The 15,147-nt window shown below is 49.8% G+C and carries 11 protein-coding genes; 6 read left to right on the top strand and 5 right to left on the bottom strand.

Annotated features, from left to right (window positions below; genetic code table 11):
- The 4 genes from V6Z81_01800 to V6Z81_01785 all read right to left on the bottom strand — a co-directional run.
- Nucleotides 1–3,230, bottom strand: a 3,230-nt coding sequence (locus V6Z81_01800; protein ID MEG9861231.1) for a hypothetical protein, incomplete at its 3' end; no start/stop codon positions are given.
- Between the two features lie 38 nt (nt 3,231–3,268).
- Nucleotides 3,269–5,152 (bottom strand): autotransporter assembly complex family protein, encoded by a 1,884-nt coding sequence (locus tag V6Z81_01795; protein ID MEG9861230.1) that lies wholly within the window; start codon nt 5,150–5,152, stop codon nt 3,269–3,271.
- Nucleotides 5,152–7,146: a prolyl oligopeptidase family serine peptidase gene (locus V6Z81_01790; protein MEG9861229.1), complete on the bottom strand. Its 1,995-nt coding sequence runs from the start codon at nt 7,144–7,146 to the stop codon at nt 5,152–5,154. Before V6Z81_01790 ends, V6Z81_01795 begins: the two co-directional genes overlap by 1 nt.
- A 25-nt stretch (nt 7,147–7,171) precedes the next feature.
- On the bottom strand, nt 7,172–7,600 hold the full coding sequence (locus V6Z81_01785) for a DoxX family membrane protein (protein MEG9861228.1): 429 nt from the start codon (nt 7,598–7,600) through the stop codon (nt 7,172–7,174).
- Between the two features lie 253 nt (nt 7,601–7,853).
- On the opposite strand from V6Z81_01785, the gene V6Z81_01780 reads away from it, so the two are divergent.
- From V6Z81_01780 to V6Z81_01765, 4 genes are all read left to right on the top strand, one after another.
- Nucleotides 7,854–8,531, top strand: a complete 678-nt coding sequence (locus V6Z81_01780) for an AzlC family ABC transporter permease (GenBank protein MEG9861227.1) — start codon at nt 7,854–7,856, stop codon at nt 8,529–8,531.
- The gene (locus V6Z81_01775) at nt 8,516–8,839 is read left to right on the top strand and encodes an AzlD domain-containing protein (GenBank protein MEG9861226.1); all 324 of its coding nucleotides are present in this window, start codon (nt 8,516–8,518) and stop codon (nt 8,837–8,839) included. Before V6Z81_01780 ends, V6Z81_01775 begins: the two co-directional genes overlap by 16 nt.
- 137 nt (nt 8,840–8,976) lie before the next feature.
- Entirely contained in the window at nt 8,977–10,557 is a 1,581-nt protein-coding gene (purH, locus tag V6Z81_01770) for a bifunctional phosphoribosylaminoimidazolecarboxamide formyltransferase/IMP cyclohydrolase (GenBank protein ID MEG9861225.1), read from the top strand.
- 23 nt (nt 10,558–10,580) lie between these two features.
- Nucleotides 10,581–11,483, top strand: coding sequence for a site-specific DNA-methyltransferase (locus V6Z81_01765; protein MEG9861224.1), 903 nt, complete (start codon nt 10,581–10,583; stop codon nt 11,481–11,483).
- Nucleotides 11,484–11,491: 8 nt separating this feature from the next.
- Here the strand turns inward: V6Z81_01765 and V6Z81_01760 are convergent, their stop codons facing one another.
- The gene (locus V6Z81_01760; protein MEG9861223.1) at nt 11,492–12,913 is read right to left on the bottom strand and encodes an MFS transporter; all 1,422 of its coding nucleotides are present in this window, start codon (nt 12,911–12,913) and stop codon (nt 11,492–11,494) included.
- 178 nt (nt 12,914–13,091) lie between these two features.
- On the opposite strand from V6Z81_01760, the gene V6Z81_01755 reads away from it, so the two are divergent.
- Together V6Z81_01755 and V6Z81_01750 are read left to right on the top strand one after the other, a co-directional pair.
- Nucleotides 13,092–14,360, top strand: coding sequence for an alkyl sulfatase dimerization domain-containing protein (locus tag V6Z81_01755; GenBank protein ID MEG9861222.1), 1,269 nt, complete (start codon nt 13,092–13,094; stop codon nt 14,358–14,360).
- 5 nt (nt 14,361–14,365) lie between these two features.
- Nucleotides 14,366–15,118 carry a hypothetical protein gene (locus tag V6Z81_01750; protein ID MEG9861221.1) on the top strand — a complete coding sequence of 251 codons (753 nt, stop codon included), beginning with the start codon at nt 14,366–14,368 and terminating at the stop codon, nt 15,116–15,118.
- The last annotated feature ends 29 nt before the right edge of the window (nt 15,119–15,147 follow it).

The raw sequence follows: 15,147 nt of genomic DNA, 5'->3' as shown, positions 1-15,147 counted from the left end.
CCTAATCCATCCTCGGCAGATAAGACAAACGTTAAACTGCGCCCATCTTCTCCTTGAGCCTCAAAATGAATGTTATCCAGAAACACCCCCCCTTCAATATAATCAAAGACACCCCCTTCCAGAGCCATCATTCCTTGTAGTGCCGGTGCATCCACCGTACCGGACAGCGCCAGATCAACAGACACATTGCCTATAAAACGCTGTCCTTCCTGCTCCAAAAACACAGACAGAATATGGGCAGGCCCCTGCCATGTGAGCGCACCCCCAACAACACCCTCCTCAACAAGTATCGGTACCGGCGAGGCAGGAGTGCGGTCCACTGGTACGGTCATATGAAACATCAAAGGTGTACCCTGCGTGCCATCACTCAGCGCATTATCAAACCTTCCGTTAAGCCACAACACATCCTGCTGCCAACCGCCTTTTACATACCCACCTGCAACCAGCGGAAGAGCGGCACCGGAAAAATGCTCTAAAACATGAATACCACTCACCTCAAAAGAAAATTGTCCCACCTCCTGAAACGTATCCACCACACCTGCACCCGATACAAAACCTGTCGGATAATAAGGCATCGGTAAAAACGCCGTTAGTTCAAGAGGGATATGGTTGAGTTTTATATCTCCCATCAAATGTTCGCCTGAAAGCCTCACTTTACCGGCGAGAGAACCGTACTTTCCTCCCTTATCTGTTTGAAGAGCAAGCCCTTCAATATCAAAAGACCCCTCTTTTAAATTCATGCTCAGGCCTTTATTTTGCGCAACAGTGATGTCATTAAGAGTGATGAGCGTGTCGTCAACAAAAATGCGAACGTCTACCTCTTCTTGCTTTGGCCGTATCACTCTGCCACTGAACCTACTTGCAAAGGCTTGACCCGATGGAATACCGGCAACCCCCTGCATGTCTGCCGCAAAGTTGAAATTATCCGATACACCTTTTATAGAAACTGTTGCAGCCTCAAGGCCAAGTCCTGCAATACTGCCTCCCGTTGCTTTTAGCTGAGCCTCTATCTGGCCTGAAAAAGCCTCCCCGAGTGGCAAAAGTGATGCTATAAGTTGCACTTCTTCAAGCAAAATACCACCAAAAGATGATGTAATAACGTCACTCTTCACTGTAAGAGCCGCACGCTGGCCCTGCTGTTCCTGTAAGGACAACGTGTAATCAACTGTTCCCCCAACAGACATGCCTACAATCTCTGCTAAAGTGTCAAGCGCCCCATCCTGCCCCTCAATATGCCCCGTAACTACAGCATCTTCCTCCAGAGGAATACGCAATATCCCAGAAACAGGTATGTCAAAAACGTGACCTTCAATTTTTTCAAGAACCAGTTGCGTAGCATCATTTTGTAACCGGGGATGCATGGTCACCATAGTACGACCCACCCCCCCATCAATAACAAGACTGCCCTGGCCCGGCGTATCACCCTGAAGAGACAAAGCCGCTTCCATAAACCGAATGGTGTGATTATTAAAACTTCCATCTTCAAGATATCCGGTAACATCAACAAAATAATTTGGTGCTACACCCTCTATGCGCCCTTTAATACTCAAAGCCCCGGACAAAAGGGAAGAATCAAGAACAGCAACATCGGCCAGAGACATAGTAAAGTCGGCCTTTACGGCCCCGCTCCCACCCTCACGGACTGCCTGAGTGGAAAAAGAACCATCAAGAGCAAAATCCGTCTCTTTTGATGTAATCGTTACCCCCTCCATGGTTACACTGCCATCAGATGCCAGACTAACCGCTCCCCCAAACTCGAGAGACGCACCGGCAATCTGCCGCAACAGGGGACTCGTTAACATATGACCGTCCATGCCCCCGAAAAACCGCGCCTGCCACCCAGAATCCACACTACCGCTTATATCCTCAAATGACGCTTTTATCGCACTCCCACTCTGGGCCGTAACCTTAAACAGAGTCAGTTCCTCCCGTACGCTATTCAATTCACCCTCAGCATTGACCTCCAAAACATCAACGTCAAAGCGGTGCGCCAGTTTGCCTAGCACATTGCTCCATAAACCCTTTGACGGCTTCTCTCCGCTCAAGCCATCGAGCACTGTCCTCTCCGGCGATGGCAATAAGGAGGACCGAGAAGACCGAAGGGAAGACAGGCCCGCTACCGACCCCGACACCTGAAAAGGAAGTCGGCCGGAGGCCAAATAATGTATCTCTCCATTACCCTCAACGTTAATACTCCCTAATTCAAACATAATATTGGACGCATTCAAATGACCCCCCTCCAACACACCGGACAATGCAAGCGTAAACCGATTGCTATCTAAAAAAGTGAGATGCGGGTGTAAGAAGGGTCCTATCTGCCCATGCCCCGCCACCTCAAGAGACAAATTCTCCGCCCAATTGCCTTTTCCCATCAGGGTAAAACTACCCATACGCCCCGCAGTAATCTTCCCGTCCACCTCCAGCGTTTCCACAGTGCTGGAAATCCTTACATCCGCCGCCATCGGTCCGATAGCCGGAATACCTACCAACCCCGCGACAACCCCCTCCCCTTCCCTATGTCCATCTACCAGTGTTAATACCACCTCTCCTTCACGGGTTGCAGGTTTCACTACACTATAGAGATCTAATTCCCCCTGCTCTCCATCACGCCGTGACGCCGTAAGAGAGAATTCGATCACATCGGAACTCAAATAAGCCTCACCCTGAACCATCACTCTAGCAGGCACCTCTTTAATAACAGAGTTAATCTGCATGGACGAGGCTTCCATGTTGTCAATGCGTACATTCACCGGCGACAAAAAAAGACTGGCCATTGAATTAGCAATAGCAATATTAGACAGCATAACTTCAACGGGAATACTCTCAATTGAGCGAATATTCTCCGGAAGCAAATCCGGCACACGATGGAGCACTACATCTTGCGCCTGAAGATTTGTTATATGGAATGTACGTTCCATAAGCGCTGCGGGTTGCCATGATAAATTGATCGACCCTATGGAGAACCACATCCCGTCATGATCAGATAAATGCACACCCTCAAGATGCAACCCGATAGGCCACAGACCCGAAATATGATCAATTGTGAGCCCTGTGCTGCGGGAACGTTGCAGCCTGTCTCCTACCAACTCTGTGAGGACAGCGCGTGATTCGGGATGAAACAAAACCGCTACCCCAACAAAGGATGACAGCACACCCAACCCGGCAATCAAAAACCCCCCTGCCAGTATAAGTCTTATCATCCATAATGTAGCGGGGAGAAAAGCTTTCATGAGTAAATGACAGTAATGGAGAACACAACAAAAACCCCTTAGAAAGCCTGCCCCAATGATACATAAATCTGAACCTGACTGTCTATATCTTTACGCCGATCCAGAGGAGTAGCAATATCCAGCCGGATAGGGCCTACTCTACTGTTATAGCGCATGCCCACGCCTGTACCCCAGAATACTTTTGTATCATCAGGTACAATCGACTCATAACTGTTACCGCCATCAATAAAGGCAACAAAGCCTATGGCATCAGAGACGTAATAGCGCACCTCACTGCTTATTTCAGAGAAAGAGCGCCCCCCAGTAGGCTGTACATTTTTGTCAATACGTCCAGCCCGCTGGCGTTCGTAACCGCGAACGGAACCATCTCCGCCTGTATAAAAACGCAAAGACCGTGGCAAATCATCCAAAGAGTTCGCACCGATAGATCCAACAGCTATACGATTAGCCCAAGTAAAATCTTCCAAAAAGTTTGGTGACACATAAAAAGACCCCGAAGCGGACGATCTAACAAACAATGTCCTTTCGCTTACGTTTAAACTGCCAACCCGTATGTAAGGTGTTGCCCTTATACTCAAACGCCATCCTCTACGAGGGTCTAGCAAATCATCAGAATAATCCCACCGCAGAGAGAGCGGCACTCCTATCAATCGCGCCTCCTGCCGCTCCCCTACTGCTCTATCGCTAAGGGATAGATAGGTAACTCCGGCGCTACCACTCAAATTATTTGAAATCCGTCGATCAATTGTAGCAAACCACCTAAAGCGCCGCTCAAGATAAGCATCTGTATCTTCTTCGGCGACCTCCAAACCCAGATCCAGATTCTGGTCCAAACGGGCAAAGTGCGGGCGACTAAAAACACTCAATATGCTTTTCAAACTATCACCGTAATTTGACGACAAACGCAACGCTTCCCCATTACCAAACAGATTACGACTTTCCCAAAACGCCCGAACGCTCGCCCCATCATCCGTAGACCAACGCACCCCTCCCCCAACAGAATATTCTTCGCGCTCCTTCAGTTCAAGGGTCATAGGAATAACCCCTCCCTCCTCAAGAGGTTTTACAGGATCAAAATCAACAGTCGAAAACAACTCCGTTTCCCGCAAGATGGTGGACGCTCTATTTGTAATCCTAACGTCATAGAGTGTGTCCTCTTGCCATCCCACCAAATAACGAACATACGCCTCATTCACAGAGTCCAAACCGGTAATCGTCAGAGAGCCAAAAATAACTACCCGCTCAGGCGCAATCCTCATAGTCACCGCAACGGTTTTAGCTTTGCGGTCTACAACCACCGAGCGGCTTCCCAAATGTGCAACAGGATGACCTCTTTGCTGAAGGGTCTCTATTATTTTATCTTCGAAAGAGAGGATTGTATCACCCCGGGCCGGGGCATCTTTTTCAAGGCCAATTTCAAAAGCGTCTTTTGGGAGTAGGGTATCCTCAGACAGCACATTTTCGAGCTTTTCATAAACAAAGTCAAAGGTTGCAATGGGATACAAAGGGCCAATATCAAAAACAAAGATAACGTGAGTTCTTCTTCCCCCTTGATTTTGCAACGGTGGGGCCACATGCCCTGTTACCGATGCATCAAAATATCCTACAGACTGCAGGGCTTTGGTAAAAGTTACTTCATCATCTGCAACCCGCCCCCGCAAAACTCCAAAGGATGATACGCCACTACCTTGCTGCGCTTTCAGGCTGGATACTTCCTCTAAAAATTCCAACAAATCCTGATCTTCAAGGTCTTCAAAAGACATTGTGTAGACAAGAGAGGAGGCTTCTTCAAACAAGCGGCTTTCAGCGGGAAGAATCGTACGTAATGAATCTTCTATAAGACCCGATGTGCATCCTGCCAAAAATACTACAGACCCTATGAGAAAACGATGTATTCCTTCAAACCCATTTGCCCACGCCATCAAAGAGCCTCTTCGTTCACAATATTGAGAGACTGTAGGTGCTGTGCTCCAAGAACCCCCAAAACACGAGTATAAAAAGCATAATGACCCGCCAAAGCCTGACGAATGGCTGTAGCCCCCCGAAACCCGTGGCCTTCACCCTCAAACATCATACATGCTACCGGAATATTGCGCGAGGAAAGTGTATCCACCATATACCGTGATTGCTCAGGCGGCACTATTGTGTCATCACACCCCTGAAAGAAAATAACCGGTGCGCTGATTTTGTCAGCATAATAACGAGGCGATTTGGATCTTAGTATATCTTCACCAGTGGGAGTTATCTCCCCCCCATTCTGCCAGACAGTGCCCGCAAGGGTTGATACATACCCCGCTTCAAACTTGTGCGTCATGGCCTGCAAGCGCTCTAAATCACCGATTCCATAATAAACCGCTCCCGCCCTAAATAAATCACATGCTACCAATGCAGAAAGAACTGTATATCCGCCGGCACTCCCGCCAGTAATAAAGAGTTCCGAGGGCTCCACCTTGCCACTATCTGCCAGAAAGCGCGCACCTGCCATAGCATCTTGCACATCCACCTCCCCCCAATGACCATTAAGAGCCTCCCTATAGGCGCGGCCATAACCAAAACTGCCACGATAGTCTACGTCTAACCATGCAAACCCCCGGCTCGTCCAGAATTGCACTTTCAGATTAAGCGCCCGATTTGCCATGGCCGTTGGCCCACCATGACATGATACAATTAACGGCGGGGACCCGCTCAACGAAGAAGAGATCGGTGGGGGAGAAGCCGCCAAATGACGCGGCTCGTAATAAAGACCGTAGGCCTCTGCATTATCCGTCGTCGGGAAACTAATAAATTGCGGTTTTTGAAATTCCTCCGGCAAGAACGTTGCTCCACCAGCATCACCGATAGGGTCATGGATAATATCGTAAGAGGCCACCTCTGCATCAAACAAGGCAATACATGATGTTGTAGCCGCTCCTCCGACAATCGCCACAATGCTATTTCCTTCTGCTCCCAGAGAATTAAAACTCTGAAATGTCGTTTCAATGGTTTTCTCTTTAGAGGTTGTTAAATCAAGCACCGCCAAACTCTCCACCCCTCGCCTAAAAGGACGCACCGCCAATCGCTCTCCGTCTAGCACAGCGAAACTGCTCATCCCCAACATCCATTGAGGCTGACCATATTCAGCCTGCGCCTCACAAAGAGGACGACACGCCTCACCCTCCCGCCAACAATAAAGGTTGCCCCATCCCGTTTTGTCCCACACAAAAAAAAGGTCACCCGAAGTGCTCCATTCCGGCTGAAATACCCCATACCCCTTACTGCCGATAATCCGGCCACCGGCAATCCGGCGTGGGTCAACCAAATCTCCCTTCCGATCAATATCCGCCACCCACAATTCCGCCGCCTCCCAAGGCATATAAGGTAAATCCCACGCCAACCACGCAAGGTGCACACCATCAGGACTTACCCGTGGTGTTGTATAAAAATCCCGTCCCCTTGCCACTTCTCGCATCTGCCCATCATCCAAATCAACCCTCATCAAACACGCTATCGGCCAGCCGCTTGTCACCTCCTGTTCTGCAATACAAAAAAGTCGCCCATGCACCTCATCGCAACAGCAATCTCCGAGACTAACCCCCTCTTCGCCCGCCAATCGCTGAGGTTCCCAGCCAGCCCTTACCCGATACAAAGATTGGTCGGCATCATTGGTGAAAATCACATCACCACCCTGCACAAGAAACTCACCGCCACCATAGGTATTAATTCGGCATCGTGCCGAAAAAGGGACCGGGATCAAATCTGAGGCGTGGCTCCCAAAAGGCTTATGACAAATAGCTGTACGGCCTCCCTCTTCAGGACGACTCTCGCTCCAGACAATCCCCCCCAGCCCAAGCCGAACCATACCCAATCGCACGGCTTGACGCGCAACACTATCTGCCGAAAGAGGTGAAGACCACGCACCAAAGCGATTTGTCTCCATAAGCCGCCTACCAAAGTCGGCAGGCCTACAAACCCCTGCCCCCGCGGGCACGAGATTTGTGGATGAGATGGTCTATAGACAAAACGCCCGGTCCCCAGGATATGATAAACATCAAGACTAAAGCCCACCACATATGTATATTCCACCAAGCATCAGGATAGACCCACTGAATAACCAACGTCATAACCACAAGGGCTACCGTAGCAAAACGTGTTCCCAGCCCCAGCACCAACAAAACAGGTAACAGATGTTCCGCTATGGTTGCGGCGTAGGCTGCTATAACGGGCGAAATAACTGGCAGGTTGTATTCATATTCAAACAGAAAGAACGTGCTTGATGTCACGGACGTTGGAATAATAACGCCAAAGACCTCCGGACCAGCTACCTTGGTTTGTCCAGAGACAAAAAACACGCGCGCCATAGCCAACCTTGCCAAAAAGACGACAAGTGTCATAGGGAGCATCCGACATATTTTTAGAGAAACCTCCACTATTTGCGTTAATAAAATGCCAAAACGGCCTTTGTTTATTGATGCATTCATGGCCGCCTCCTTGTATCTGCTTGTTATCCTATTAATAAGAGGCCTCCCCAAAGACCTACCCTATACATCACGGACCATAGCAGATAATTTTCCCTTAATAAACAGATACAAAACAACTCTCAATATGAGTTTATGACGGCAATATGAACCTGTGACGGAGACCCCCATGATAAAACGAGAAACACATAGCAGTGGCCTCCAGGCGGCGTTGCCCATAGCGGCGGCCTATTTGCCTGCCGCCTTTGCCGTGGGGGCTGCCGCTTCACAATATGGCTTCTCACCCCTGACTGGCGCGCTATGGTCTCTTGTTATGTTCTCCGGCGCTCATCAGGTGCTTATGTTGAGCGCTCTTGCCTCAGGAACACCGCTCATTCTTCTTGCTCTTTTTTCTATCATAGCAAGCCTGCGTCATACGCTTTATGGCATTGTGCTTGTCTCCCGAATTTCACCCCGACCACCCGCTCGCGCCATTTTCGCTTACGGATTAACGGATGAGGTTTTTGCAACTGTCCTGAACGCCAGCAATCATAAGGACGCTCACCTATCAGAGCGTTGGCTTGTGGGTCTCTCCATGACAGCCCTTGCCGTCTGGGTTGTAGGAACCAGCCTCGGAATTGCCGCCGGTGATATACTTCACACCTTCTCTCCTAGAACTCACCAAGCCCTTGGCTTTGCTCTTCCGGCTCTTTTCTTTTCATTTATCTGGTCTACGGCAAGCCGCACAAACCTTGGGCCCATGATTGTTGCCGGAGGGTTAGCCTACCTCACTATAGTCCTTGGGTATGCTGAGTTTGCTATCCCTGCCGGAGCAATTGCCGCTCTTATTCTCTGGGGGAAAAAATAACTACCCTTTGGATAATTATAGTCATCATCGGGGTGGCTACTTACATAACCCGCGCCGCACCTTTGTTCTGGCGTTCCAGGGGACATGCACACCGCCAACCTCCGGCGTGGCTTTTTCTGCTAGGACCTTGCCTGTTGGCTGCTATGGCGGTCACTATCATTGCGCCCTTTCTTTCAACCTCTATAGAAAATAGCACTCTTCTGCCTGTCGGCTTTGGATTTGCCGCAGTTGCCGCATCCATGCTGGTGCGTAAAGACCCTGGCATCGCCACCCTCGCCGGTGTACTGGCGTATTTTGTCACCCTTTAACGCCCAAGGTCGGTGTAAAATGAACCGTGGGTTGTCGGTAAGAGTATAAAATTCAGTGCTCTTGTCATAATGGGTTTCATGGGGGATAACAAATGCAGATATCTCGTGCCTACTTTGTCTAGGATTAAGTCTGCGTTATGCTCGCCTCTCACAATGTCATCCGTCGTGCTTTATTTTCCGTGTCAGACAAATCAGGTCTGGCGGCATTTGCCACCAATCTTGCGGGCTATAACGTAAGCCTGATTGCCTCCGGTGGCACAGCACATCATCTTAAAGAAGCAGGGTTGGCGGTTGAAGACATAGCTGACATTACCGGCTTTCCGTCCATAATGGACGGTCGCGTTAAAACCCTTCATCCAGCAGTTCATGGCGGCCTGTTAGCAATACGGGGTAATCCAGACCATGAACAAGCCATGAAAAACCACAACATACACCCTTTTGATTTGATTGCAGTAACGCTTTATCCCTTTGCCGAAACAGTAAACTCAGGGGCGGGTTTTGACGAGTGTATTGAAAACATAGACATCGGTGGTCCGGCCATGATACGAGCGGCGGCAAAAAATCATGACTATGTTACGGTCATTACAGACCCTAATGATTATGCAACAGTTCTGGATAATATAAAGGCAAACAAGGGCACAACCTCATCGGAGTTGCGTCAGCGTCTAGCTCAAAAAGCCTACGCTCATACAGCGGCTTATGATGCGGCCGTTAGCGGATGGCTAGCCGAACAAAGAGAGGATGACGCACCGGATATTCGGTTATTTGGCGGTTCGTTGCGTCAGCGCTTGCGTTATGGGGAGAACCCTCATCAAAAGGCAACGTTTTATTTGTCGTCCGATAAACGCCCGGGCGTCGCCACCGCCCGTCAGGTGCAAGGCAAAGAGTTGGGGTATAATAACATCAATGATGCAGATACGGCGTTTGAATTGGCAGCCTCGTTTAATCCCGATGAAGCGGCGGCGGTTGTTATTGTAAAACACGCCAACCCTTGTGGTGTGGCGGTAGGCCATACCCTGTCTCATGCGTGGGAGCGGGCGCTGGCCTGCGATCCTGTAAGTGCTTTTGGGGGTGTGATTGCTATTAATCGCCCGTTGGATGCTGATACGGCCTCCGGGATTGTAGATATTTTTTCAGAAGTCATCATAGCGCCGGATGCTGACGAAAAAGCCCGTGCCATTGTATCAGCCAAAAAAAATCTACGTTTGTTGTTGACCGATGGCCTACCAGAGGGAAAAGCCGGACTTGCGTTTCAATCGGTTGCAGGTGGTTTTTTGGTTCAAGAGCGTGACAGACCCCGTACTACCGAGGGGATGTTGAAAACTGTCACTAAGCGCACTCCAACGTCAGAAGAGATAGAAGATATGTTGTTTGCGTTTCGGGTTTGCGGGTTTGTTAAATCCAACGCCATTGTTTATGTCCGCAATGGCGCAACCATTGGAATTGGTGCCGGGCAGATGAGTCGGATTGATGCCGCCCGTATTGCCGCCCGGAAGGCGCAGGAGCATGGACATTATGATAGTCCGAAAGGTGGCTCTATTGTGGCGGCTTCTGATGCGTTTTTTCCGTTTGCTGATGGTTTGCTGGCAACGCTGGAAGCGGGAGCAAGCGCGGTCATTCAACCAGGAGGCTCGGTTCGTGATGAAGAGGTTATTGCAGCGGCAGATGAGCACACAATATCTATGGTGTTTACCGGTGTGCGTCACTTTCGGCATTAGATGTTCGGGGGGATGGTCTTCATATGGCTGTTGAAAAAAAAGACGCACCCATCAAGCAAGGAGACTGTCGGGAGTTGCTTAAAGGTTTGGAGGCTAACAGCGTTCATCTTGTGCTGACAGACCCCCCTTATTTTCTGGACGGGCTAGGCTCTGACTGGAATGATAAACGCATAAAACAAAGCCGGAGCAAGGCAGGGGTGGTCGGGGGCCTTCCGGTAGGTATGAAGTTTGACTCCTCTCAAGGGTTGCGTCTTGCCAGATTTTTAGAGCCCGTTGCGCAAGAGTGGTTGCGGGTTTTGAAACCTGGTGGTTTTGCATTGTGTTTTGCTCAGGCGCGGCTTTCTCATCATGCAGCGATGGCTATGGAAGGAGCGGGCTTTGAAATACGCGACATATGTGCCTGGGCGTATGAGGGACAGGCTAAGGCGTTTAGTCAGGACCATTTTGTCCGTCGCCGTACCGATTGGTCGGAAGATAAAAAAGCATGCACTCTTAAAGCCCTCGGCGGTCGCAAAACACCGCAGCTCAAGCCCCGGATGGAGCTTATTATCGTAGGACAAAAACCTCGTGAGGGCACGTTTGTTGACAATTGGTTACAATACAGAACGGGCTTGATTGATATCTCCAATCCGGTGATTGAGACAGACCGAATGCCCGGCACAATTATTCCTGCCGACAAGCCAAAAGACCGCCACGGTCATATAACGGCCAAGCCAGTTGCGTTGTTGCGACATTTAATCCGCATCTTTAGTGATAAAGGAGAGTGCACTCTTGTGTTGGACTCGTTTGCCGGTGGTGGCTCAACAGGAGAGGCGGCACTGTTGGAGGGGCGCAGATTTATCGGCTTTGAAATTGAGGCAGATTACGTGAGACGTGCCAACCAGCGCATTAAGGCGGTAATGGAGTGTACGCCTCGTAAGATGTAACGGCTTTCTTATTCCATAGCTACTGAGGTTTCTTCACGCACCCATATCATACCCACCATGCCGGCAGCGAGAAGCACAGATATAGACAAAAACCCGGCCCGCAGACTATCTGTTATATCGGTAGAAAAGGCTACAAGCATTGGTCCCACAAAAGCGGTTGCCGTGCCGGAAAGAGCATAAAGACCATAAAACTCTGTCATCATGGAAGGTGGCGCAATACGTGCCAGCATGGTGCGGCTGGTGGCGTAAGCTCCCGTAATAAAAACAGCTAGCACTGCACCTGCCGCCATGTAAAAAATTTCGGGCCATTGGTCAAGAAATCCTAATGACCACACAGGGTCAGCGGCTTTGGCATCAAAGGGCATGAAGAGAATCTCGTCCGGCTGCATAGAGGCAGCCGTTATCATCCCTATCAATGTTCCACCGATAGTTATCATGATGGCTGTTTTAGCTTTGAAAATATCTGCCAGCCAACCCCCAAAGACACCACCACACACAGCAAAAACGCTCAGAAATATCCCGTAAATGAGCAATTCTGTAGCTCCCCAGCCAAATGTTCCTGAGGCATAAACGCCACCAAATATCAAAATTGCCGTCTTGCCATCATTGTAGAGCATGCGGGCCACAAGATAGAGAGCAATATTTTTATAATGTTTCAGGCGCTGCAATGTTTTGATAACGGAACGCAGACCTTTGTGTATGCATTGCGCCATGGAAAGGCTACTACGGGGTACATCGGGAGTGAGAAAAAAGAGCGGCAGGGCAAAGATAACAAACCATAGGCTCGTCAAGGGGCCGGATATGCGAGACTCTTCGTAGAGTGAGGGGTCAATACCAAATAAGGGAGCATCGGGAATAAAACCCCACGTAACCCCACTTGCGGGCAAGGCAAAGGCGTACAACATAAAAATGAGCAAAATAAGTGAACCCGCGTTGCCCAACGACAGCCCAAGCCCAGACAAAAAACCAACTCGCCGGGAGGAGACTATGTCGGGCAACATAGCGTTGTGAAATACTGTAGAGAACTCGTAGGCGACGGTGATAATGACAATCAGAAGCGTGATAAAGGCGATGTCAAGTACCCCTCCCCCGGGCATGGCAAACCACAAGAGAAAAAGAGCAGGTGCCATAATCGCCGTCATGGAGATGATCCATGGTTTGCGGTTGCCAACATTGTCGGCAATGGCACCAAGGAAAGGTGCAAAGCCCGCAACGACAAATCCGGCAAACCCATTGATATATCCCCACAGTGCCTGACCTCTAACGGGGTCACCAATCACAGTGGATGAAAAATAAGGGGCAAAAATGTAAATGGTAATGAGAATTACATAAGGCGTACGCGCCCACTCAAAGAGTGCCCAGCTGACTTGTCCTATCCGGCTGGCGGTTTTGTGGCCCGTTAAGGATGTTTCAATGTCAGCAACGGTCATATTTAATTCTGGTGTGTTGTGAGAATAGCCATAGTGGCGGCAGTCTAGCCTGAACAAGGGTGGAGGTGTCAATGAATAGAGATTGAGAATAGAATATAGGCGCTGGCATCTGCGAACTCTTTGCTATAGAAAAGAGAAAACAATTTGAGTAGTGCGTAAGCAGAAGTGGGTCACAAACATGGCTGATAATCCACGGGATAAATTTCAGCAGATGAGGGGAAAACCCCCAGAGGAAGCTAAGTTTTTCTGGTCCGGCGGGCCGGTAGAGGTTGGAGAGCGTAGCTGGTTTCAGTCACGGTTTTCTGGCGTTACAGGATTTGAAACCGATGAGGGTGTAGTGTTAGTAGATTCAGGTCTGGAAGTTCTAAGCCCCCATCTAGCAGAAAGTTTGCGCTCCCAAACCGACAAACCCATTCATACGGCAATTTTCACCCAAGGCCACGTAGACCACGCTTTTGGCTTGCAAGCCTTTTTGGTACCGGGGCAAACGCGTCCTCGTGTTATAGCCCACGAGGATATGCCCGCTCGCTTCGCCCGCTATACCTTAACATCAGCCCATAATGCAGCCCTTAATGCCCGTCAGTTTGGTGGCGCAGTTCAGGATGTAGACACCGGCGCTTACGATAATTTCAAAGCACCCGCCATTACGCCAGATACGTTATATCGTGACCGCATGGATATTATAGTGGGGGGCGTTACGTTTGAGATTCATCATTGTAGGGGAGAGACAGATGACCACACATGGGTTTTCTGTCCTGACCGAGAGGTTTTGTGTCCGGGAGATTTATTCATCTGGGGTGTGCCGAATGCAGGTAATCCGCAAAAGGTACAACGATTTGCTTTGGACTGGGCCCATGGGTTGCGGGCTATGGCGGCGTGTCGTCCGTGCTCTTTGGCACCGGGACACGGAGGGCCTGTGGTCAATGAGCCAGAGAAACTTCAAGATATGCTCCTAGAAACAGCAGAGTTTCTCGAAACCATACACAACCGTACCGTGGAGGCTCTTAATAATGGGTCGCCGCCTCATGTGGATATTGTCCATGACGTTGAATTGCCGGTGAGTAAGAGCCCATGGTTGCAGCCGGTCTATGACGACACTGAGTTTATCGTGCGTAATATCGTGCGGCTTTATGGTGGCTGGTGGACAGGACGTCCCAGTGAACTCAAACCTGCCCCGCGTTCTGATTTGGCCCGCGAGATAGCCACTCTTGTTGGAGGTGTTGAAACCCTTGCAGCCCGCGCACAGGCTCTGGCTAAAGCTGGTGATTTGCGGCTGGCTTGTCATCTGGCCGATTATGCTCTGGAGGCGGCTCCAGAGAATGAAGCTGTGCAATCTCTTGTTGCGGACGTATATGACAAACGCGCCACCAGCGAGACAGCACTTATGTCTATCAATATTTTTAATTCAGCCTCCGCCTATGCCCGTGAAGGCCGGGCGTTTCGGTAAACGTTATGACTCTTAAACCTGAAGATTTCTCCCGCATTTATGAGATGTTCGGCAGTGCCATTTCTCGCCGCCATGATTGCGGTCAGTTTTGTGCACCCCTCAATGGAGGCACCCCCGTGTGTTGCGATACTGGCAATGCCATTCCTGTAGTAGACAAAGCAGAGTGGCATTTGCTTAAAAGCCGGACAGATTTATGGCGGCGGTTCAAACCATTTGATGCAGCCTCTCGGGAGGTAGTGGATGATCTAGCTTCCGTCTGTCGAGCTATCGAGTGTAAAGGGGCAGCGTTTTGTGAACGAGAAAATCGCTCACTGGCTTGTCGGGCGTTTCCTTTTTTTCCGTATTTTACGAAGCAGAAAGAATTGGTAGGATTATCTTACTATTGGACGTTTGCGGATCGGTGCTGGGTTATGTCCAATCTTCATATTGTGGAGCCACGTTTTGTGCGGGAGCTTATAACGGCATATGAATATATGTTTGCACGAGATGATGATGAACGTGACGCTTTTATAAATCAGTCAGTCTCCATACGTCGGATTTTCTCGCGGCGGCGAAAATCATTTCCGGTTATCGGGCGAGAGGGGGAATGGTTTCAGGTACCCCCTCACTCCGGCGGACAGTTGAAACCTATAACATCTTCCCGCTATAAGGCTCATGCGCCGTTTACGTCACAAAGTACATATCGGGCTGCTATTCGTGAGGCAGGCGGTAACCCCGATACCAGTCCGGCCTTACCACCTCGGGAGGCATTACCTTGACAAAACGCATATCGGACTGCTACCCATGA

Source organism: Parvularculales bacterium, from assembly GCA_036881865.1.
GTDB lineage: Bacteria > Pseudomonadota > Alphaproteobacteria > JAPOUT01 > JBAJNM01 > JBAJNM01.
This window is presented reverse-complemented; position numbering and strand designations above follow the sequence as displayed.

What these genes read in the sequence shown, in the direction of transcription:
- V6Z81_01795 (MEG9861230.1), bottom strand. Translation starts at nt 5,152, where the DNA reads ATGGCGTGGGCAAATGGGTTTGAAGGAATACATCGTTTTCTCATAGGG.
- V6Z81_01790 (MEG9861229.1), bottom strand. Translation starts at nt 7,146, where the DNA reads ATGGAGACAAATCGCTTTGGTGCGTGGTCTTCACCTCTTTCGGCAGAT.
- V6Z81_01785 (MEG9861228.1), bottom strand. Translation starts at nt 7,600, where the DNA reads ATGACACTTGTCGTCTTTTTGGCAAGGTTGGCTATGGCGCGCGTGTTT.
- V6Z81_01780 (MEG9861227.1), top strand. Translation starts at nt 7,854, where the DNA reads ATGATAAAACGAGAAACACATAGCAGTGGCCTCCAGGCGGCGTTGCCC.
- purH (MEG9861225.1), top strand. Translation starts at nt 8,977, where the DNA reads ATGCTCGCCTCTCACAATGTCATCCGTCGTGCTTTATTTTCCGTGTCA.
- V6Z81_01765 (MEG9861224.1), top strand. Translation starts at nt 10,581, where the DNA reads ATGGCTGTTGAAAAAAAAGACGCACCCATCAAGCAAGGAGACTGTCGG.
- V6Z81_01760 (MEG9861223.1), bottom strand. Translation starts at nt 12,913, where the DNA reads ATGACCGTTGCTGACATTGAAACATCCTTAACGGGCCACAAAACCGCC.
- V6Z81_01755 (MEG9861222.1), top strand. Translation starts at nt 13,092, where the DNA reads ATGGCTGATAATCCACGGGATAAATTTCAGCAGATGAGGGGAAAACCC.
- V6Z81_01750 (MEG9861221.1), top strand. Translation starts at nt 14,366, where the DNA reads ATGACTCTTAAACCTGAAGATTTCTCCCGCATTTATGAGATGTTCGGC.